Raw genomic sequence first — 19840 nt, 5'->3', positions numbered from 1 at the left:
CGTGCCCCGGCGTTAGATTCGGTCATATGAGCACCGACAGAAACCCCGAACACCCACAGCGGCTGCCCTGGGTGAACCTGGCCCCCGAGGTCTTCAAGGCGATGCGCGCGCTGGACGCGGCGGCCCGCAAGGGCGTCGATCCGGTGATCCTGGAGCTGGTCAAGATCCGCGCCTCGCAGCTCAACCGCTGCGCCTACTGCCTGGACATGCACAGCAAGGAGGCGCTCGCGGCCGGTGAGACGGTGGAGCGGATCATCCAGCTCGGCGCCTGGGAGGAGTCCCGGCACTTCTACACGGCCCGGGAGATCGCGGCGATCGAGCTGACCGATGCGGTCACGGAGCTGACCGACGGATTCGTGCCGGACGAGGTGTGGGAGCGGGCGGCGAAGGAGTTCGACGAGAAGGAGCTGACCCATCTGCTCGCCTCCATCACGGTGATCAACTCCTGGAACCGCTTCCAGGTCGCCACCCGGGCCGTCCCGGGCCACTTCACCCCGGCGGCACCGGGCCACGCCCACTGATCACACCGTGGTGACGCACGGGGAGCCGGGCGAGCCGTGAGGGCGCGAAGCCGGGCGGCCGGCGCGGTCATCGGGCGGGCGGGCGCAGCCCGTTGAGGGCGTGCTCGACGACCGCGTCGGCGAACTCGGCGGTGAGCGGCCCCTCGCCGTGGAGCCAGCGACCGCGCAGCGGACCCCAGATCAGGTCGATGGCCAGGTCGAGATCGGCACCGGGGTCGAGCTGCCCGGCCCGCCGGGCGGCGCGCAGCCGGGCGCGCTTCAGCTCCCTGAGGGGCCGGTCGAGCCGGTCGGCGCAGTCGGCGGCGAGAGCGGGATCGAGAAGGGCCTCGATGGCGAGGGCGCGCAGGGGGGCGCTCCGGCGGGGATCGTCCAGTTCGGCCGCGGTGGCGCGGAGGACGGTCTTCAGATCGGCTTCGAGGTCGCCGGTGTCGGGCAGTCCGGCCGGCTGCCCGCCCTCCCCCTCGGCGAGGGCGAGCAGCGCGTCGAAGAGGACGGCCCCCTTGGAGGGCCACCAGCGGTAGATCGTCTGCTTGCCGGCGCCCGCGCGGGCGGCGATGGCCTCGATGGTGAGGCGCGCGTATCCGACCTCCTCGGCCAGTTCCCGCGCGGCGGTGAGGACGGCCCGGCGGACGGCCTGGCTGCGCCGGGAGGGGTCGGGGGGCCTGGGCGTGGTCGTCATGGGCCCAGCCTAGCCCGCAGCCGAGACGAGACGGGTCGTCTTGAACAGATCCCCGCCCCGCTCTAGAGTCGGAGCGAGACGGGACGACTCGTCTCGCACAATCCCTCCGACCCTCAAGCCCCGGGAGCCCTCCATGACCAGCACCCCCTCCACCGCCGGCCGCGTCTGGCTCATCACCGGGGCGAGCCGGGGCCTGGGCCGGGCCTTCGCCGAGGCCGCGCTCGCCGCCGGGGACCGGGTGGTCGCCGTCGCCCGTACCGTCGCACCGCTGGAGCCGCTGAGCGCCGAGTACGGCGAGCGGCTGCTCGTACGCCCCCTGGACGTCACCGACCGGGCCGCCGTGCGCACCACCGTGGACGAGGCGGTACGCCACTTCGGCCGGCTCGATGTCGTCGTCAACAACGCCGGCTTCCTCGCCATGGGCATGGTCGAGGAGTTCGGCGAGGAGCAGGCCCGGGCCCAGATGGAGACCAACTTCTTCGGCGCGCTCTGGGTCGCCCAGGCCGTCCTGCCCCATCTGCGCGAGCGCCGCGCCGGGCACATCCTCCAGATCTCCAGCATCGGAGCCCTCGGCGGCTTCCCGCTCACCGGGCTCTACAGCGCGAGCAAGTTCGCCCTGGAGGGCCTGAGCGAGGCACTGGCCGCGGAGGCCGCCGACTTCGGGGTCAAGGTCACCATCGTGGAGCCCGGCGGCTACTGGACCGGGCTCTACACCCGGGGGCTGACCACCACCGAACCGCTCGACGCCTACGCACCGCTGCGGGCGGAGATGGAGCGGCAGTTCGCCGAGGGGTCGTCGGACAGCCTGCCGCACCTCGCCGCCGAGGCCGTCCTGGAGGTGGTGGACAGCGACGACCCGCCCCTGCGGCTGCTGCTCGGCGGGATGGCCTACGACCTCGCCTTCGAGACCTCGCGCCGGCGGATGGAGACCTGGGCCGCCTGGGAGGAGACCAGCCGGGCCGCCGAGCACGCGGTGGCGGCGCCCGAGGGGTACGACGAGGGGTGACCGGCCGGCGGGCCGGGCGGGGCCGGCCGGAGCGGGGGGAGCGGGGGGAGCGAGGCGGGGAGGCCGGGAGCCGGGGCGCGGGGAGGGCGGGGCGCGGGGAGGGCGGGGCCGGGCCTCCGGCAGGGGCGGTGGGCGGGGCCGGGGATGGCGGGATCACAGGGCAACCATTCCCCGGCTCAGCGGGTCAAGCAGGTGCGTGCCGCGCCTCCGGGGGCGGGACACGCGCCGCTCCCGTCCCCGTCCACCCGTCACCACACTCACCGTAAGGGCTGATCATGAACTCGCTCAGTGTGGCCCGAGCTCTGGGGCCGGCCCTCGCCGTCGCGGTCACCCTCCTCCTCGTCGCCCCGGTGGGGCACGCCGCCACCGTCCGGGGACCCTCCCGGGAGTTCGTGGCCCCGCCGCAGACAACGGTGCGCGCCCAGCCGGAGGACGACTTCAACGGGGACGGCTACCAGGACCTCACGACCGCGGCACCCTTCGGAACCGTGGACGGCGAGAAGATGGCGGGGTACGTCGCGGTGCTGTACGGCTCCGCGTCCGGCGCGACCGCCGGCCGCCGGCAGATCCTCCATCAGAACACCCCGGGCATCCCCGGGGTCGCCGCCGCCGAGGAGTCGTACGGCACCGCCCTCACCTCCGCCGATCTGGACCAGGACCGGTTCGCGGATCTGGTCGTCGGCTCCCCCAACGAGGGGTCGGACGGCGGCGGGACCCTCTCCGTGATCTGGGGCGGCCCGAAGGGCCTCACCGGCGGTACGGCCCTGCTGGACGGCTCCGAGCGGCGCTCGGGCAGCCACATCGTGACCGGGGACTTCGACGGCGACCGCGTCCCCGATGTCGCCACCACCGGGCACGGCGGCGAACTGTGGGTGCTGTCCGGGCCGTTCGACCGGGACGGCTCCCCGGCCCGCACCCTGTGCGTCACGGGCGAGCGGAACCGGCAGATCGCGGCCCTGGCCGCCGGGGACGTGACCGGGGACGGCATCACCGATGTGGCGGCCCTGCGGAGCCCGGTGGCGGGGGCCGCCCCCGCGCTCGTGTTCTGGAAGGGCACCCCCGAGGGGCCGGCCTCCGTGTACACCGGGGGTCCCGGGCGCACCACCGTCAGGGGCGAGACACTCGACATCGGCGATGTGAACCAGGACGGCTTCAAGGATCTCGTCGTCGGCCACACCCGCGCCCACGAGAACGAGCCCCCCGTCCCCGAGGGCGGCATGATCACCTATGTGCCCGGGGCCCCCGGCGGCCCGGCCACCGACCGCGCCGGGGGCTTCCACCAGGGCAGCCCGGGCGTCGCGGGGGACGCGGGCCCCTCGGACCGGTTCGGCTCCGCGGTCTCCGTCGGCGACATCGACGGGGACGGGTACGAGGACATCGCGGTGGGCGCCGAGGGCAAGACCGTCGGGGAGAGCGCCCGGGCGGGCGCGGTCTTCACCCTGCCCGGCGGACCGGCCGGACCGACCGGGGCGGGGGCCCGGAGCTTCGTCCAGGGCCGGGGGTGGATGCGCGGCACCGCCGAGACCGACGACCGATTCGGCGCGGCGGCCCGTCTGATCGACACCGACGCCGACGGAGAGACCGAACTGGCGGTCAGCGCACCGGGGGAGAACGGGTTCACCGGGGCGGTCTGGGTCTTCCGGCCGAGGGCGGCGGCGGTCTCCGACTCCTTCGTCTACGGGCCCCGGGCGCTGCGGACCCCGCCGGCCTGGGGCTGGTTCGGCAAGACCTACACCGGCTGACCGCCCCTCCCCGGCCCGGGGCGCCGGGCCCCGGCCCGTTCCGGGCCACCGCACCGCGAGGCCCGGCCCGGTTCGCGGAGATCCGGGAACGCGACCGCCCCCGGTCGCCGGGAGGGCGGCCGGGGGCGGTCGGTGTACGGATCAGAGCAGGCCGAGCTGGCGGACCGCGTCGCGCTCCTCCGCGAGCTCCCGCACCGACGCGTCGATGCGGGCGCGCGAGAACTCGTTGATGTCCAGGCCCTGGACGATCTCGTAGCGGCCGTCCTTGGTGGTCACCGGGAAGGAGGAGATCAGACCCTCCGGCACACCGTAGGAGCCGTCGGAGGGGATGCCCATGGAGGTCCAGTCGCCGTCGGCGGTGCCGTTGACCCAGGTGTGGACGTGGTCGATCGCGGCGTTTGCCGCCGAGGCCGCCGAGGAGGCGCCGCGCGCCTCGATGATCGCGGCGCCGCGCTTGGCGACGGTCGGGATGAAGGTGTCCGCGAGCCAGGCCTCGTCGTTCACCGTCTCGGCGGCGTTCTTGCCGGCGATCTCCGCGTGGAAGATGTCCGGGTACTGGGTCGCCGAGTGGTTGCCCCAGATCGTCAGGCGCTTGATGTCGGAGACGGCGGCACCGGTCTTGGCGGCCAGCTGCGAGATCGCGCGGTTGTGGTCCAGGCGGGTCATCGCGGTGAAGCGGTCGGCCGGGACGTCCGGGGCGGCGGCCTGGGCGATCAGCGCGTTGGTGTTGGCCGGGTTGCCGACGACGAGGACCTTGATGTCGTCCGCGGCGTGGTCGTTGATGGCCTTGCCCTGGGGCTTGAAGATGCCGCCGTTGGCCTCCAGCAGGTCGCCGCGCTCCATGCCCTTGGTGCGGGGGCGGGCGCCGACGAGCAGGGCGACGTTGGTGCCGTCGAAGGCGACGTTCGGGTCATCGGTGATGTCGATGCCGCGCAGCAGCGGGAAGGCGCAGTCGTCGAGCTCCATCGCGGTGCCCTGGGCGGCGCCCAGCGCCGGGGTGATCTCAAGAAGGCGCAGCTTGACCGGCACGTCCGGGCCGAGCAGGTGGCCGGAGGCGATGCGGAAGAGCAGCGCGTAACCGATCTGGCCGGCCGCGCCGGTCACGGTGACGTTGACGGGAGTGCGGGTCATGGCGATCTCCGTAAGACAGCTGGCGGTGGGGGGTGGTGCCCCGGGTCCGGATGGCCCTCCCCCGGGTTGTCCCGGGGACGAATCTTGATGTGAAGAGACATCCGGCGCCCAGGCTATCCTCTGCCGCCTCCCCCTCCCCCACAGCCCCCCGCCCGTGGACACCCCCCGGAGCCCGCTCCGAGAAACCCCACCCCCGCCCCCGCCCCACGGGCGCCCCGAGCCCACCAAGCCCGCCCGGGGGCACCTCCCGGAGGCAGCTCCGGTGAAGCTTGAGACCGCCCCCCGCACCACAGGCACCCCGCACCACGGGCACCCCGCACCACGGGCGCCCCGCACAAACCCAGCCCGCCCAGCACCCCCAAGCCCGTCCGGCACCCCCAAGCCCGTCCGGCACCCCCAAGCCCGTCCGGCGATTGAGGACGGACCCCGCACCACAGGTAGCCCGAACAAATTCAGCCCGCCCGGCACACCCCAGCCCGTCCAGCACCCCCCAGCCCGTCCAGCACACCCCAGCCCGCCCAGCACCCCCCAGCCCGTCCGGCGCTTGAGGACGGACCCTGTGCCACAGGACCCCGCACCCTGCGGGCCACGGTCGGGGGCCAGCCCCCGAACCCCCGCTCCTCAAACGCCGGAGGGGCTGGGTTTGCTCAGGTCCCCGGAGGGGCTGAAGTGGCGCGGCTCAATCGCCGGAGGGGCTGGAGTGGTGCGGCTCAACCACCGGCGAGGCTGGAGTGGTGCGGCTCAACCGCCGGCGAGGCTGGATTTCGTGGCTCGGCCCGCCCGGAAGGGCTGCTCGGGTCGCCCGGGAGGACGGGTCCTGGGGGGGCAGGGGCCCGCGGCGCGAGGAGGGAGCCCGGGGCGGAGGCTACTTGTCCGTGCAGGACCTTGTCGCCGACTGGGTCAGAACCCCGCACGCGACAGCAACCTCCCCTTCCCCCACCGCCGTCATCGGCGTAAACGCGTCCTTGTCCGCGTTCACCAACCCCGTCTGCTTCCCTTCCCCACCCACAGCGATCTCCACCGTGTCCCCCGGCGCCGCGTCCGTGATCCGCGCCCAGGCGGCCCGGCAGACCTCGCTGTAGCGAACCTCCACCTTCGCCTCCCCCACCGTCGCGGACGAGACCGTCTTCGCGTACTCCCCGCCGCACCCCATCACCTGCGGGTCCTCCCCCGCGCACTTCTCCCCGCTGCACTTCACACCCTCCGGCAGCGGCGGCGCGCTCCGGGACTGCGACGGCGACGGCTTGGCCGTGACCGTGGTGGTGTCGTCGTCGCCGTCCCCGCCGAGGTCGGTCAGCAGCACCGCCCCCGCGATGACCACCAGCGCCGCGACCACTCCCCCGAGGAACAGGAAGACCTTGCGCCGGCCGCCCCGGCCCCCGCCCCCGCCCCTGCTCTGCGGCGGCGCCGCCCGGTGCCTGCTCTGGCCGCCGGGACGGCCGAACGCGGGCGCCTGCGCCGTCGCCGGGCCCACCGCCTGCTCCAGCTGGTCCTTGTAGGGCGGCCAGGCCGCCCGGCCCGCCGCCGGTGCCGCCGGCTCCCCGGAGCCGTACTCCCCCAGCGCCTCCCGGGCCTGGGATATCCGTATCTGCTCCATGGTGCGGTCGTGCCGCGCCTCCGCGCGGCTCCAGGCCCGCTCCGCCAGCTCCCACATGGTGGTGAGGTGGATCGGGCTGGTCCCCGTCACCTCGGCCAGCGCGACGATCGCGCCCTTGGGCGCCAGAATCCGCCCGTTGAGATACCGCTCCCAGGACGTCTTGCTGTAGCCCGTGTGATCCGAGACCGCCGCAATGCTCAGCCCGCTCCGGTCGACGAGCCGACGCAACTGCTCCGCGAATTCACGGACCTCCGGATCAAGCTCTTCCGGAAGCGGCTTCCAACGAGCCATGGACTACCCCCTTGTCCCCCGAACGTAGGTGCTGTGACCCGCGCTCACCCACCCTGCACCGACCTCGGATGCCCGACTTGTCGGACAACCTGAAGGGATGCGCAGGGATCAGGATGTCAGGTCCTGACAGCGGCGCGCACGGGAGCATGAGGGATACCGGCTGCGCCCCATGTGCGCCCCCATCCCTGCTGCCGCCACAGTCTCGCATCCACGGCACAGCGATCACACCGCGCCGGAATGCTCACTTCCGTGCCGCCGGCCACACCCCGCCGACTCTCTCCCGGCAATCCGAAGCCCGCCCTCTCACCAGGGAAAGGGCGGGCGACCACGGGAGGACACCGGGGTGAACGGCCTACTTCGGCTCCCGGACGGTGAACCGCACCAGGTCCTCCACGAACGGCAGCTCCAGCCAGGGGCCCGGCTGCGCCACCAGCGCCAGCAGCGTGATGGCGACGCCCAGCACCCCGTACGTCACCATGTCGGTGAAGCGGGAGCGCACGGCGAGCATGCCCACGGAGGGCACCACCCTGCGCATCACGGCGCCGGTGAGCAGCCCCACCCCGACCAGGATCGTCCCGACGCGGAAGGCCTCGGCGAAGGGGTCCAGGCCGACGATCAGCAGACCGGCCCCGACGATCGCGAGGACCGTGAGCAGGGGCCACTGCCGCGCGGGGGCGGGAGCGTCCCCCGGGGCGGCGCGACCGCCGCCCTCGGGGCGCGCGGTGTCGGTGGTGAGGGTCGGCGGCCTGCGCCGCGGAGGCCCGGATTCCCGCTCCTGCTCCTGCTCCTCCGAAGGCGAAGGCGAAGGCTCGCCCCCGGTATCCGGCTCCGGCTCGGCCCCCCGCCGAGCGCCGGACCCGGGCCCGGCCCCGGGCTCGGTCTCGGCCCCGGGCTCGGCACCCCGGGCCTCCTCCGGCGCCCCCGCCCCCTCCGGCTCCGGCTCCCGGTCCCGCCCGGCCCCCGGGCCGCCCTCCACCGCGCGGTCGTCGTTCATGCGTACGCCCATGAGGGCAGCCTCTCCCGTCTCAGCCCGCCGCGCCGGCGCCCGCCGCGCGCTCCGCGGCCTCGACCACATTGACCAGGAGCTGCGCACGGGTCATCGGACCGACACCACCCGGGTTCGGGGCCACCCAGCCCGCCACCTCGGCGACGCCCGGGTGGACATCGCCCACGATCTTGCCGTTCTCGTCCCTGCTGACACCCACGTCGAGCACCACGGCGCCCGGCTTCACGTCCTCGGGCTTGATCAGATGCGGTACGCCCGCCGCCGCGACGATGATGTCCGCCTGCCGCAGATGGGCGGCGAGGTCACGCGTACCGGTGTGGCACTGCGTCACCGTCGCGTTCTCGGACTTGCGGGTGAGCACCAGCGGCATCGAACGCCCGATGGTGATCCCGCGCCCGACGACCACCACGTTCGCACCGGCGATCTCGACACCGTGGTGGCGCAGGAGCTGGACGATTCCGTACGGAGTGCAGGGCAGCGGCCCCTCGACCCCGAGCACCAGCCGGCCGAGGCTCATCGGGTGCAGCCCGTCGGCGTCCTTCTCCGGGTCCATCAGTTCCAGCACCCGGTTGGCGTCGATGCCCTTCGGCAGCGGCAACTGGACGATGTACCCGGTGCACTCGGGGTTCTCGTTCAGCTCCCGGACGACCGCCTCGATCTCCTCCTGCGTCGCGGTGTCGGGCAGTTCGCGCTGGAGGGACGCGAGACCCACCTGGGCGCAGTCCCGGTGCTTGCCATTGACGTACCAGCGGCTGCCCGGGTCGTCCCCGACCAGCAGGGTTCCGAGGCCGGGCGTCACTCCCTTCGCGTGGAGGGCCGCCACACGGGCGGTCAGATCGGATTTGATCGCGGCTGCGGTGGCCTTGCCATCGAGAATCTGGGCGGTCATGGCCCCATCCTCGCGGATGGACCCGCCCCGGTTCCACTTGCGCCCGCGCCCCGGACCCCGCGGCCCCCGAATCCGGCCCCGCGGCCCGCGCCCCCGCCCGGAACCGGACGTTGCACTTGCACAACACATACAGCTACCGACTGGACAAAATACCCGCGCCGAACCAGCATGACCGCTGCCAGTGCCGCGGAAAGGCTGGGGGGCGAACCGCCGATCATGTGATGCTCCTCCACTCGGACCGCGCAGTCCCCGCACCCCACACGGAGGAGTCCCCGCCATGAGCTTCGGCGACCCGAACAACCCCTACGGCCAGCAGCAGGGCGGTCAGCCGGGCTACGGCCAACCGCAGCAGGGGCAGGCGCCGGGGCAGCCCGGACAGCCCCCCTACGGTTACCCGCAGGCCCCGCCCGTCCAGCCCTACGACGGTGGTTACGGCGGCGGTTACGGCGGCCCGCCGACCACGATGCCCGGCACCCTGAGCGCCGCCCGCGTCATGCTCTATGTCATCGCCGCTCTCCAGCTGATCGGCGCGGCGCTGATCCTCCTGGGCGCCGCCGCCATCGACGCCGCCAAGAGCAACGAGGAGCTGAAGAACGACGTCCAGTTCCAGGAACTGGCCGAGTTCTCCAGCGGCCAGGTGTACGCCATGGGCGTCTTCGCGATCCTCTGGGGCGTGCTCGCCGTCTTCCTGGCCGTCAAGTTCGGCAAGGGCGGCAACGGCATACGCATCACCGCGCTGGTCTTCGGCGTCATCACGGCGATCCTCGGCATCTGGCCGTTCATCGTGGTCGGTCTGATCCACACGATTCTCGGCATCCTCATCGCGGTGTTCGTCGCGAAGTCCGACGGCTCGGCCTGGTTCAACCGTCCGCGCCACTGATCACATCCGCGTACCGAAGGCCGCGACTCCCCGGAAACCCGCCCGGGACGAGGGGAGTCGCGGCCTTCCGCGTGTCCGGACGGCCCTGGCGGACGGCGGGTCCCGGCCACGGCGGAGGCGTCCCGCGCGGGCGGTATGCATTCGTTGTGCAGACGTTTATCGCGCTTCCCTACCGTGAGCACCGTGCCCCATCGAGCGGGAGTCCACGGGAGGGAGCCAACCGTGTACGGAGCCATCGCGGTGGCCCGGGCCCGGCCTCTCCTCCTCGGTGAGACCCCAGAAGTCGAGCCTGGAGTGGAGCGGGTCCGATGACTATGCATTTCGACTCACTGGCACTGCCCGTCCCGCCCGGATACCGCGTCGGCCCCTGGGAGGTCCGCGAGCCGCTCGGCTCCGACGCGTTCGCGACCGTGTACGCGGCCCGCCGGACGACCCCCGCGAGGGACGCCCCCGCCCAAGTGGCCCTGAAATTCCTTCCCACCGGCACCCGCACCCCCCGCCAACTCCGCCACCTCGAAGAACTCGCCGCCCGCGAGGCCCAGGTGCTGCGCCGGCTCCGACAGCCCCGGCTGATCCGGATGTACGAGACCCTGACCGTGGACGACCCCGCCGAGCCCCTGCTGCACGGCGCCACCGTGCTCGTGCTCGAACGGGCCGAGGGCTCCCTCGACGCCCTGCTCCGGCGCTGCCCGCGCCCCGCCGACGGGCCCGCGCTCCTCGCCCAGGTCTGCGAGGGCCTCCATCAGCTCCACCACGCCGGCTGGGTGCACGGCGATCTCACCCCGGACAATGTGCTGCTGCTCCCCGACCGGAGCGTGCGGCTCGGCGACTTCCATCCGGCGGCCGAACCGCACTCCGCCCACGGCTACGCCCCCGCCTTCCGCACCACCGACTACACCGCGCCCGAACTCCTGTGGGCCGGAACCGCCGAGCGCGCCCGGCAGCCGCGCGGCGCCGCGGACATCTGGGCGTTCGGCGTCCTCGCCCATGTGGTGCTGACCGGCGAACTGCCCCTGGCCGGCGCCACTCCCGGAGCCCGCAGGGAGGCCGCCGCGCGGTACGCGAGCGGTGGCGCGGAGCTGACCCTCTCGCCCGCCCTGCCGCGGGAGTGGCGGGGGATCGTGGCGGGGTGTCTGGCCCGTACCCCGCGGGAGCGGGCGGAGCTGGACACGGCGGAGCTGCTGCGCCGGGTCGAGACGGTCTCGGGCACCCGGCCCTCGCCCCGGCTGCCGCGCCGTCTCCCGGGGCGGCGTCCCCTCGGACAGCGTCCCGTGCGAAGACGGCTGTTCGGGTGCCGGCCCGGATCGGCGCTCGGCTCCACGGTCGGCTGGGGCTCCACGGCGGCGGCGCTGGTCGCGGCCGTGCTCATGGTGATGGTGCTGCGGGACACCCCGACGGCGGAGGCGGCGGGGTACGACCGGTGCGCCCTGGGCCATGTCTGCTTCTTCAGCGAGCGGGACGGCGCGGGGGAGATGTGCGCCTGGTACGACGACGAGCGGGACTGGCGGTCCGGGCCGGCCGCGTGCGACTGGGGCCGGGCCCGCGCGCCGAAGTCGGTGATCAACAACGGCTATGTGGAGAACCACCCCGGCGCCCGGCTCTTCAGGGAGCGGGACTTCAAGGAGCCGGTGGGGTGTGTGCAGCCACTGGAACGGCGCAATCTCCAGGGCGAGGTGGTGATCCGCTCGCTGAAGCTGCTGCCGAGCTGCTGAGCAGCGGGACTTCCGGGCTGCCGGGCCGCCGGGCCGCCCGGCTCCCGGAGGGGGAGCGGCCCGGGCGGCCCGGTACCGATCAGCGCGGATCAGTACCGGACCGTACCCGGGCCGTACCGGGCCGTACCCGATCAGTACCGGGCCGTACCGGTCAGTGGAAGAAGTGGCGCGTGCCCGTGAAGTACATCGTCACGCCGGCCTTCTCCGCCGCCTCGATCACCTGCTCGTCACGGACCGATCCGCCCGGCTGGACCACGGCCCGGACACCGGCGGCCGTGAGGATCTCCAGCCCGTCCGGGAACGGGAAGAAGGCGTCCGACGCGGCGTACGCGCCCCGCGCCCGCTCCTCGCCCGCGCGCTCCACCGCGAGCTTGGCGGAGTCCACCCGGTTCACCTGACCCATGCCGACCCCGACCGAGGCACCGCCCTTGGCCAGCAGAATCGCGTTGGACTTCACCGCGCGGCAGGCCCGCCAGGCAAAAGCCAGCTCGGCCAGCTCATCGGCGTCCAGCGCCGTGCCGGAGGCCAGGGTCCAGTTCGCGGGGTCGTCGCCCGGCGCCTGGAGCCGGTCGGTCATCTGCACCAGCGCCCCGCCGTCCACCGGCTTGGCCTCGGCGGCGGCCGTGGGCGCCCCGGTACAGCGCAGCACCCGGATGTTCTTCTTGCGGGCGAGCACCTCGACGGCGCCGTCCTCGTACGCCGGGGCGACGACAACCTCGGTGAAGATCTCCGCCACCTGCTCCGCCATGGCCACCGAGACCGGCCGGTTGACCGCGATCACCCCGCCGAACGCGGAGAGCGGGTCGCAGGCGTGCGCCTTGCGGTGGGCCTCGGCGACATCCGCCCCGGTCGCGATGCCACAGGGGTTGGCGTGCTTGATGATCGCCACACACGGCTCGGCGTGGTCGTACGCGGCGCGCCGCGCGGCCTCCGTGTCCGTGTAGTTGTTGTACGACATCTCCTTGCCGTGCAACTGCTCCGCGCCGGCCAGCCCGCCGCCGGCGGCGGTCACGTACAGCGCGGCGGCCTGGTGCGGGTTCTCGCCGTAGCGCAGCACGTGCGAGCGCTGGTAGGTGACGCCCACGAAGTCGGGGAAGCCCGACTCGTCGGCGGGGGCGTGCGAGGAGGCGAACCAGGAGGCCACGGCGACGTCGTACGCGGCGGTGTGCTGGAAAGCCTCGGCGGCGAGACGCTTGCGGGCGGTCAGGTCGAAGCCGCCGCCGCGGACCGCGGTGAGCACGTCCTCGTACCGCCCGGGGCTGGTGACGACGGCGACCGAGGGGTGGTTCTTGGCCGCGGCGCGGACCATCGAGGGCCCGCCGATGTCGATCTGCTCGACACACTCGTCCGGGGAGGCGCCGGACGCGACGGTCTCCCGGAACGGGTAGAGGTTGACGACCACGAGGCCGAAGGGCTCGACGCCCAGCTCCGCGAGCTGCTCCCGGTGGGAGTCGAGCCGCAGATCGGCGAGGATTCCGGCGTGGACCCGGGGGTGCAGCGTCTTGACCCGGCCGTCCAGGCACTCGGGGAAGCCGGTCAGCTGCTCGACCGGGGTCACGGGCACCCCGGCGGCGGCGATCCGCGCGGCGGTCGAGCCGGTGGAGACCAGCTCCACACCCTCCTGGTGGAGACCGAGCGCGAGCTGCTCCAGGCCGGTCTTGTCGTACACGCTGATCAGCGCGCGCCGGATGGCCCGCTTCCCGGCCACAGCAGCCTCGGCAGCGACGGCAGCCACACTGGCCTCAGTAGCGTCAAAAGTCACGGGAAAACTACCTTTCGTCCCTCAATGCGATAGCCGTGACGGGCCAGACGCCCCACGACCTCGACGAGCAGCGCTCGCTCGACTTCCTTGATCCGCTCGTGCAGAGCGGCTTCATCGTCCGCGGTCCGGACCTCGACCACGCCCTGGGCGATGATCGGACCGGTGTCGACGCCGTCGTCGACGAAGTGGACGGTGCACCCGGTGACCTTGGCGCCGTACGCGAGCGCGTCGCGCACTCCGTGGGCCCCGGGAAAGCTGGGCAGCAGGGCGGGGTGCGTATTGACGACCCGTCCGCCGAACCGGGCGAGGAACTCCTTGCCCACGATCTTCATGAATCCGGCCGAGACGACGAGATCCGGCTCGTACGCGGCGGTGGCCTCGGCCAGCGCGCGGTCCCAGGCGTCACGGGAGTCGTGGTCCTTCACCCGGCAGACAAATGTCGGCAGCCCGGCCCGCTCGGCCCGGTCCAGGCCGGCGATGCCGTTCCGGTCGGCTCCGACGGCGACCACCCGGGCGCCGAAGCCCTCGGGGTCGGCGGCGATGGCGTCGAGAAGGGCTTGGAGGTTGGTACCGGAGCCGGAGACCAGGACCACCAGACGGGCGGGGCGGGAGGAGGGGGGCGGGGAGGCCACAGCGGGTCTCTTTCTCGCGTGCGTTGCCAGTGCGGTTGCCGGTGCGGTGCCCGTGGGACGGGCGCGGTCGTGCGTCATCGTGCGGGGGCCTGCGTGGATGGTTCGTGGACCTGCGTGGACTGCGTGGTGGACTGCGCGGATGCGGCCGGCCGTGCGTCTCCCCGCGGTTTTCCCGCGCGGAAACGGAAGCCTGCGTACTTGTACGGTCGTACGAACGAATCGTGATCCCCGATACGGGGAACTCTACGAAGAGGCCGACCGTCAGCAACGATACCGGCACACGGGACGGCCCCCACGGGACGGGGGCGTGGCCGGGAGGTAGCGTCAGGGGACAACCACCCGTCTTCCGACGGGCACGACGACACACGGCCCGTCTGCACAAGGGTCTGAGGGGAAGACGTTCACCAGATGCCGGACCGACGCCGCCGTACGGACCTCCTGTTGCCGCGGGAGCGCCAGTCCACCGACGACAACAACCCCTTCGCGCCACCGCCGGAGGGGAAGCCGGACCAGCCGTGGCAGCCGCGGCAGCCCTCGAACTCGAACTCGAACGACAATCCCGATCAGTCGGGGTCCGGCTCCTCCGACGGTTCCTCGGACGGCTCATCGGGCGACCGGGGCGGGCGGGGCGGCTGGGGCGGCCAGTGGAGCAGCCGCCAGCCGGGCCGCTCGTCCGGCGGCGGCTTCGGCGGCCGCCCCGGACCGAACGGGCAGAACGGCGACAAGCAGGGCCCCTCGGGGGGCATGCGCTGGGACCCGACCGATCCGTCCCAGCGCCGCGCGCGGTACGCGCTGCTCTCGGGCATGTGGGCGTTCTTCTTCGCGATCTTCGACTTCACGGAGATCGCGCTGCTGCTCGGCGCGCTGGCGCTGTACTGGTCGATCAGCTCGCTGCGGGCGCCGCAGAAGAGCGGACGCGTGGGCGCCGACGCGATGACCGCCCCCGCACCCGCACCCCCGGCCGGGACCGCGCCCGGTGCCGCACAGGGGGGCGACAAGTCGCTGTCCAACCGGTCGCAGCGGACGGCCGCGGTGACCGGGCTGGTGATGGGCGGCATCGCGCTGGCCATCGTGGCCGCGGCCTTCACCGCTCAGCTCGTCTACCGCGACTTCTACACCTGCGAGCGGGACGCGCTGACGAAGGAGGCCCAGCTCTCCTGCAACCAGGAGCTGCCGAAGCCGCTGCGGGATGTGATCGGCGTCAAGGAGTAGGCCGCTCCGGCCCGTCCCCGGGCGGTTGCGTTGGCGACTGCCCGGGGGAGGCGGCGGTGGCCTCGGGGCCTGCCGCCCTCTCCGTGTTCTTCGTGTGCTCCGTGCTCTCGGTGTTCTCCGTGTTCTCCGCGCTCTCCGCGCTCTCCGTGGATTCGGTGCTCGTCGGGGTTCCGGTGGCCCCGGTGCGCGTCGGGGCTCCGGTGGTCTCCCTGCCGGTGGGTGCGGGCCAGCCGAAGGGGGCGGGGGCCCGGGGCCAGGGGCTCGCGGGAGCCGCCCAGGGCTCGGGCAGCGGTGCCGGCTCGGGCTGCGGCTCGGGCTCGGGCCGTGCCTCGCGCTCGGGCTGCGGCTCGGGCTCGGGCCGTGCCTCGCGCTCGGGCTGCCGTGCCGGCTCCTGGGCCGGTCCGGAGCCGGGGTCCTGTGCCCGGTCGGGGTCCTGTGCCCGCTCCGGGTGCTCCGCCCGGTCGGAGTCCTGTGCCCGGTCGGGGTCCTGTGCCCGGTCGGGGTCCCGCGGCCGGTCCGGGTCCCGCGGCTGCCCGGGACCCGATGGCGCGGGGCCGTCCTGGGCCTCCCCCGCACCGGCCGCCCCCCGCACCGGGCGCTCCGGCAGAAAGTCGTACCCCTCGCCCGTCGTTCCGCCCACCGGCGGGACCGGCGCCCGGGAGAGCGTGTCGGACGGCGTCTCGTCCGGCGCCTCCCCGTGCGCCTTCGCGCCCCCCTCGCCACGCGTTCCGCCGAACGGCCACCGGCCGGGCCGGCCCACCCCCATGCCCCGGCCCGTCCAGGCCGCCATGAGCACCCGCCAGGTGCGCACCACCACCGCCAGCGGCACGGCGATCAGCAGCGACCAGCCCAGGGCCACCGCGCCCGTCCGCCACCACACCGGACCGAACGCCACCAGCCGCCCCGTCCCCATCGGGCCCCCGGCGGCAGCCGCCGCCAGCGCCATCAGCACCCCGCACCCGGCCGCGCCGAGCCCCGCGGCCAGCGCGGTGTCCCGCATGCTCCACGCGCTCTCCCGCTCCCCGTGGCGGGGCGCGGCCGCCTCCACCGTGAACCGGGCGATCACCAGCGCGGCCACCACGGGCAGGGCCGCACACGCCCAGTTCATCGGCGTGCCCGGCCCCTCCGCCGGGACGGCGGCGAGCAGCGGGAAGCGCGGCAGGGCGGGGTCGCCGGTGACCGCCAGCGGCGTGGCGACCGACCCCGTACCGAGCGCGAACCCGGGCCCGAGGCCGTACGCCGCCCCCCACACGGCCGCGTTGGGCACCAGCGCGACGGCCAGCAGCAGCACCGCGAGCCGGCCCGACCAGCCGCCGGCGAGGTGGAGAAAGGAGTCCTGGGCGGCGTCCGCGTGCCACACCAGCGCCGACCCGACCAGCAGCGCGCCGCCGCCGATCAGCACCAGCGCTCCGGCCGCCGCCGACCGCAGCGCCACGGTCACCCGGGTGCGGGCCAGCAGGACGCGTACCCGCCCCGGCAGCCACTCGGGCAGCGGCCCATCGGGGCGGCGGCTCGCCGTCCACACCCCGGCCACCGCCGCGCAGCCGGTCACCAGCGGCATCCGGACCAGCGCGCTCCAGGGGTCAGCGGTCAGCGGCCCGCCCGCCGCGTAGAGCGTCACCACCGCGCCGACCAGCAGATATCCCAGGCTGACCGCGCATACCGCACCCCAGGGGGCGGGCCGTGGCAGCCGTCCGTCCTCATCCGGCACCAGCCCGTCGCGCGCGGCCCGGTGGATCAGCCAGACCGGCAGGACCATCAGCAGCAGCGGTACGACACCGATCGGGGCGGGGGTCCCGGAGAGGGTGCCGGCGCGGACGAGTTCGGTGCCATGGGCCAGCAGCCAGCAGGCCGCGGCGGTGTGCAGCGCTCCCTCGGGCCCGTTGTCCGGGTACGGGGAGCTGATCCACACCGCCATCACCAGCACGGTGACCGCGCCGAGCCCCAGCCCGGCGGCGGTCGCCCCGCGCACGAGACACGCCATCAGGGCGGCTCGCCGCCCGCCCTGCACGAGGACCGGGGTCTGCGAGTACGGCGGGCCGTGATCGGTCATCTGGGTCACGCCGCCATGCTGCCAACGACACGCGCTTTATCCATGTAACAGGCGAATAACCGTTGTGTCGCTCAAGATACGGTTATGTACTTTTATGCCGAGTGCTGCGCTTCGGGGAGTTCTTCATGACGCAGGGCACCACCCACTCCGCCGCGGACAACCCCCTGCCCTCTCCCAAGGAGCGGCGCAGACTGCGCGAGGCGAAGTCGATGAGCGAGCAGGAGGTGGCAGCGGCGGTCGGCGTCACCCGGGCGACGGTCCGCGCGTGGGAGAAGGGCCGCAGCGAGCCGAGGGGCCGCAGACGCGAGGTGTACGCGAGGCTGCTGGAGTGCCCCGGACGGGCGCCCGGCACCGAGGGGTCCGGGTCCGGGCTCGCCCCCGAGGCCGGGGCGGAGGCCGGACACGCACCCGATGCCGGGGCCGAAGTGCTGACCCCGGCTCAGCCGGCAGCGGCAGCGGGAGCGGGAGCCGGGACGGGGGCCACGGCCGAGGCCACCGGCACGACGCCGGCCGAGCCCGAGGTGAAGGCCGAGGCGCAGGCCGAGCCCGAGGCGCAGGCCCAGGCCAAGGCGCAGGCCGAGGGCAAGGGCGAGGTCAAGGGCAAGGGCAAAGCCGAGGCCAAAGCCGAGGTCAGGCTCAAGGCCGGAGGCGCGATCGACGCGCGGAGCGACCCCGCGAGCGCGGGCGGGCCCGGAGGCACCGCCTCCCCCGAGAAGCCCGGACAGCCGCACTCCCTCACCCGTCCCGCCCCCGCCGTCAAGCGCGCCGCCCGCCCGGCCCCGTCGCACCCGCCGAGGACGGCACCCCCCGTCGTCCACCCGGCCGCCCGGCCGGAGCGGCCCGCGCCGCCCCCGGACGCGCCCCCTGAGCCCGTGGAGAAACCGGGCCCGGACGCGCGGCCGGTCCCGGGGGTGACATCGGAACCGGGGATGGAGCAGTCGCCCGCCGACGCCTTCGACGCGCTCTACGCGCACGCCGCCCCCGGTCTCGTACGCCAGGCCTATCTGCTCTCCGGCCGCCGGCGGCTCTCCCATGAATCCGTCGAACGCGCCTTCCACCTCGCCTGGCAGAGCTGGCCCGAGGTCGCCCGCGACCGGGACCCGGTGGGGTGGGTGCGGATCGCCGCGTACGAGTGCGCGATGTCGCCCTGGCAGCGGCTGCGGCCCTCCCACCGGCACCCCGACTCCCCTCCCCTGGACCCGGAGCGGCGGGCGCTGCTCGACGCGCTGCTGGAGCTGCCGCCCCCGTACCGGCGGACGCTGGTGCTCTACGACGGTCTGGGCCTGGATCTCCCGGAGACCGCGGCCGAGACCGAGGCCAGCACCCCGGCCACGGCCAACCGGCTGCTCAACGCCCGCCAGGCCATCGCCCGCCGGCTCGGGCTCGGCGAGCCCGACTCCCTCCACGATCTGCTGACGGACCTCGCGGACGCCTGCCCGGTCCCCCAGCCCGCCCCCGCGCGCTCGGTACGGGAGGGCAGCGAGCGGGTGGTCTGGTTCTGGACCAGGACCGCGCTCACCCTGACCGCGCTGATCATCGGCGCGACGGGGTTCACCCTGGTCACGGCGGACCGGAGCTATCAGCCGGAGGTGGCGCCGGGGCAGCGGGTCTCGGGCATCCCGCCGCACGCCGGCCCCCAGCGGCTCACCGAGGGGGACCGGAAGCTGCGCGACAGGCTGCGCTCCGAACCGGCCCACGGGCCGGGGCGGCTGGTCCCCCGGATTCCCTGACTCCCCCCGGGTCCGGGCCCCGGACACGGCACAGGGGCCCGTGCCTCCGGCTGAGCCGGGGGTCCGGGCCCCTGTGTCACGGGTGGTGCGGTACGCGTCAGCCGTTGAGCAGCTCGCGCGCCAGCTTGGCCGTCTCGGTCGGGGTCTTGCCGACCTTCACGCCCGCGGCCTCCAGGGCCTCCTTCTTGGCCTGCGCGGTGCCGGAGGAGCCCGACACGATGGCGCCGGCGTGGCCCATGGTCTTGCCCTCGGGGGCGGTGAAGCCCGCGACATAGCCGACGACCGGCTTGGTGACGTTCGCCTTGATGAAGTCGGCCGCACGCTCCTCGGCGTCGCCGCCGATCTCGCCGATCATCACGATCAGCTCGGTGTCGGGGTCGGCCTCGAAGGCGGCCAGGGCGTCGATGTGGGTGGTGCCCACGACCGGGTCGCCACCGATGCCGACGGCCGAGGAGAAGCCGATGTCGCGCAGCTCGTACATCATCTGGTAGGTCAGCGTGCCGGACTTGGAGACCAGTCCGATACGGCCGGGCTTGGTGATGTCGCCCGGGATGATGCCGGCGTTGGACTGGCCGGGGGTGATCAGACCGGGACAGTTCGGACCGATGATCCGGGTCTTGTTGCCCTTGCTGATCGCGTACGCCCAGAAGGCGGCCGAGTCGTGGACCGCGATGCCCTCGGTGATGACGACGGCGAGCGGGATCTCGGCGTCGATCGCCTCGATGACGGCGGCCTTGGAGAAGGCCGGCGGCACGAAGAGGACGGACACGTCGGCGCCGGTCTCCTTCATCGCCTCGGCGACCGTGCCGAAGACGGGGACCTCGGTGCCGTCGAAGTCGACCTTCGTCCCGGCCTTGCGCGGGTTCACACCGCCGACGATGTTGGTGCCGTCACCCAGCATGAGCTTGGTGTGCTTCATGCCCGTGGCACCGGTCATGCCCTGGACAATGACCTTGCTGTCCTTGGTGAGGAAGATAGCCATGGTGGTCTGGATTCC

Annotated in this window: 16 protein-coding genes; 7 read left to right on the top strand and 9 right to left on the bottom strand. The window is 73.9% G+C overall.

The features are described 5' to 3' along the window. Window positions 1–26: 26 nt before the first annotated feature. Window positions 27–521 (top strand): carboxymuconolactone decarboxylase family protein, encoded by a 495-nt coding sequence (locus ACWCRA_RS04100; protein ID WP_351555238.1) that lies wholly within the window; start codon window positions 27–29, stop codon window positions 519–521. Window positions 522–588: 67 nt separating this feature from the next. Here ACWCRA_RS04100 and ACWCRA_RS04095 read toward each other — a convergent pair whose 3' ends face one another. Next, complete coding sequence (locus tag ACWCRA_RS04095) at window positions 589–1200, bottom strand: TetR/AcrR family transcriptional regulator (protein ID WP_351555241.1); 612 nt, start codon at window positions 1198–1200, stop codon at window positions 589–591. A gap of 133 nt (window positions 1201–1333) precedes the next feature. Between ACWCRA_RS04095 and ACWCRA_RS04090 the strand changes: the two genes are divergently transcribed. Both ACWCRA_RS04090 and ACWCRA_RS04085 read left to right on the top strand, forming a co-directional pair. After that, the gene (locus ACWCRA_RS04090) at window positions 1334–2206 is read left to right on the top strand and encodes an SDR family NAD(P)-dependent oxidoreductase (protein ID WP_451066812.1); all 873 of its coding nucleotides are present in this window, start codon (window positions 1334–1336) and stop codon (window positions 2204–2206) included. A gap of 275 nt (window positions 2207–2481) precedes the next feature. After that, a complete protein-coding gene (locus ACWCRA_RS04085) occupies window positions 2482–3948 on the top strand; it encodes an FG-GAP and VCBS repeat-containing protein (RefSeq protein WP_351555247.1) in 1467 nt (488 codons plus the stop codon). A 141-nt stretch (window positions 3949–4089) separates the two neighbouring features. On the opposite strand, the gene ACWCRA_RS04080 is transcribed toward ACWCRA_RS04085, so the two are convergent. The 4 genes from ACWCRA_RS04080 to ACWCRA_RS04065 all read right to left on the bottom strand — a co-directional run bounded on the left by ACWCRA_RS04080 (window position 4090) and on the right by ACWCRA_RS04065 (window position 8862). Continuing rightward, window positions 4090–5079 carry a malate dehydrogenase gene (locus ACWCRA_RS04080; RefSeq protein WP_351555250.1) on the bottom strand — a complete coding sequence of 330 codons (990 nt, stop codon included), beginning with the start codon at window positions 5077–5079 and terminating at the stop codon, window positions 4090–4092. 865 nt (window positions 5080–5944) lie between these two features. Then, entirely contained in the window at window positions 5945–6967 is a 1023-nt protein-coding gene (locus ACWCRA_RS04075) for an XRE family transcriptional regulator (RefSeq protein WP_451066811.1), read from the bottom strand. Between the two features lie 352 nt (window positions 6968–7319). Next, a complete protein-coding gene (locus ACWCRA_RS04070) occupies window positions 7320–7973 on the bottom strand; it encodes a DUF3017 domain-containing protein (RefSeq protein WP_351555256.1) in 654 nt (217 codons plus the stop codon). A gap of 19 nt (window positions 7974–7992) precedes the next feature. Further along, on the bottom strand, window positions 7993–8862 hold the full coding sequence (locus ACWCRA_RS04065) for a bifunctional methylenetetrahydrofolate dehydrogenase/methenyltetrahydrofolate cyclohydrolase (protein WP_351555259.1): 870 nt from the start codon (window positions 8860–8862) through the stop codon (window positions 7993–7995). A gap of 277 nt (window positions 8863–9139) precedes the next feature. Here ACWCRA_RS04065 and ACWCRA_RS04060 point away from each other — a divergent pair, with 277 nt between their 5' ends. Continuing rightward, window positions 9140–9742: a hypothetical protein gene (locus ACWCRA_RS04060; protein WP_351555262.1), complete on the top strand. Its 603-nt coding sequence runs from the start codon at window positions 9140–9142 to the stop codon at window positions 9740–9742. Window positions 9743–10056: 314 nt separating this feature from the next. Further along, window positions 10057–11454 (top strand): protein kinase domain-containing protein, encoded by a 1398-nt coding sequence (locus ACWCRA_RS04055; RefSeq protein ID WP_451066876.1) that lies wholly within the window; start codon window positions 10057–10059, stop codon window positions 11452–11454. A 151-nt stretch (window positions 11455–11605) separates the two neighbouring features. Here the strand turns inward: ACWCRA_RS04055 and purH are convergent, their stop codons facing one another. Continuing rightward, entirely contained in the window at window positions 11606–13189 is a 1584-nt protein-coding gene (gene purH / locus ACWCRA_RS04050) for a bifunctional phosphoribosylaminoimidazolecarboxamide formyltransferase/IMP cyclohydrolase (protein WP_451066810.1), read from the bottom strand. A 23-nt stretch (window positions 13190–13212) separates the two neighbouring features. Beyond that, window positions 13213–13848, bottom strand: coding sequence for a phosphoribosylglycinamide formyltransferase (gene purN / locus ACWCRA_RS04045; protein ID WP_351555268.1), 636 nt, complete (start codon window positions 13846–13848; stop codon window positions 13213–13215). A 408-nt stretch (window positions 13849–14256) separates the two neighbouring features. Here purN and ACWCRA_RS04040 point away from each other — a divergent pair, with 408 nt between their 5' ends. Continuing rightward, window positions 14257–15060: a hypothetical protein gene (locus tag ACWCRA_RS04040; protein WP_451066809.1), complete on the top strand. Its 804-nt coding sequence runs from the start codon at window positions 14257–14259 to the stop codon at window positions 15058–15060. Here the strand turns inward: ACWCRA_RS04040 and ACWCRA_RS04035 are convergent. Then, a complete protein-coding gene (locus ACWCRA_RS04035) occupies window positions 15050–17113 on the bottom strand; it encodes a cell division protein PerM (protein WP_451066875.1) in 2064 nt (687 codons plus the stop codon). The genes ACWCRA_RS04040 and ACWCRA_RS04035 overlap by 11 nt on opposite strands. Before the next feature lie 125 nt (window positions 17114–17238). Here ACWCRA_RS04035 and ACWCRA_RS04030 point away from each other — a divergent pair, with 125 nt between their 5' ends. Continuing rightward, window positions 17239–18843, top strand: coding sequence for a sigma factor-like helix-turn-helix DNA-binding protein (locus ACWCRA_RS04030; RefSeq protein ID WP_451066808.1), 1605 nt, complete (start codon window positions 17239–17241; stop codon window positions 18841–18843). A 97-nt stretch (window positions 18844–18940) separates the two neighbouring features. Here ACWCRA_RS04030 and sucD read toward each other — a convergent pair whose 3' ends face one another. Beyond that, the gene (sucD, locus tag ACWCRA_RS04025; RefSeq protein ID WP_351555277.1) at window positions 18941–19825 is read right to left on the bottom strand and encodes a succinate--CoA ligase subunit alpha; all 885 of its coding nucleotides are present in this window, start codon (window positions 19823–19825) and stop codon (window positions 18941–18943) included. Window positions 19826–19840 lie beyond the last annotated feature (15 nt).

This window comes from Streptomyces sp. NPDC001889 (assembly GCF_053594535.1).
This window is presented reverse-complemented; position numbering and strand designations above follow the sequence as displayed.

Bases quoted from the DNA above. Each gene is read 5' to 3' on its own strand.
- ACWCRA_RS04100 (WP_351555238.1), top strand. From the start codon at position 27: ATGAGCACCGACAGAAACCCCGAACACCCACAGCGGCTGCCCTGGGTG.
- ACWCRA_RS04095 (WP_351555241.1), bottom strand. From the start codon at position 1,200: ATGACGACCACGCCCAGGCCCCCCGACCCCTCCCGGCGCAGCCAGGCC.
- ACWCRA_RS04090 (WP_451066812.1), top strand. From the start codon at position 1,334: ATGACCAGCACCCCCTCCACCGCCGGCCGCGTCTGGCTCATCACCGGG.
- ACWCRA_RS04085 (WP_351555247.1), top strand. From the start codon at position 2,482: ATGAACTCGCTCAGTGTGGCCCGAGCTCTGGGGCCGGCCCTCGCCGTC.
- ACWCRA_RS04080 (WP_351555250.1), bottom strand. From the start codon at position 5,079: ATGACCCGCACTCCCGTCAACGTCACCGTGACCGGCGCGGCCGGCCAG.
- ACWCRA_RS04075 (WP_451066811.1), bottom strand. From the start codon at position 6,967: ATGGCTCGTTGGAAGCCGCTTCCGGAAGAGCTTGATCCGGAGGTCCGT.
- ACWCRA_RS04070 (WP_351555256.1), bottom strand. From the start codon at position 7,973: ATGGGCGTACGCATGAACGACGACCGCGCGGTGGAGGGCGGCCCGGGG.
- ACWCRA_RS04065 (WP_351555259.1), bottom strand. From the start codon at position 8,862: ATGACCGCCCAGATTCTCGATGGCAAGGCCACCGCAGCCGCGATCAAA.
- ACWCRA_RS04060 (WP_351555262.1), top strand. From the start codon at position 9,140: ATGAGCTTCGGCGACCCGAACAACCCCTACGGCCAGCAGCAGGGCGGT.
- ACWCRA_RS04055 (WP_451066876.1), top strand. From the start codon at position 10,057: ATGCATTTCGACTCACTGGCACTGCCCGTCCCGCCCGGATACCGCGTC.
- ACWCRA_RS04040 (WP_451066809.1), top strand. From the start codon at position 14,257: ATGCCGGACCGACGCCGCCGTACGGACCTCCTGTTGCCGCGGGAGCGC.
- ACWCRA_RS04035 (WP_451066875.1), bottom strand. From the start codon at position 17,113: ATGACCGATCACGGCCCGCCGTACTCGCAGACCCCGGTCCTCGTGCAG.
- ACWCRA_RS04030 (WP_451066808.1), top strand. From the start codon at position 17,239: ATGACGCAGGGCACCACCCACTCCGCCGCGGACAACCCCCTGCCCTCT.
- sucD (WP_351555277.1), bottom strand. From the start codon at position 19,825: ATGGCTATCTTCCTCACCAAGGACAGCAAGGTCATTGTCCAGGGCATG.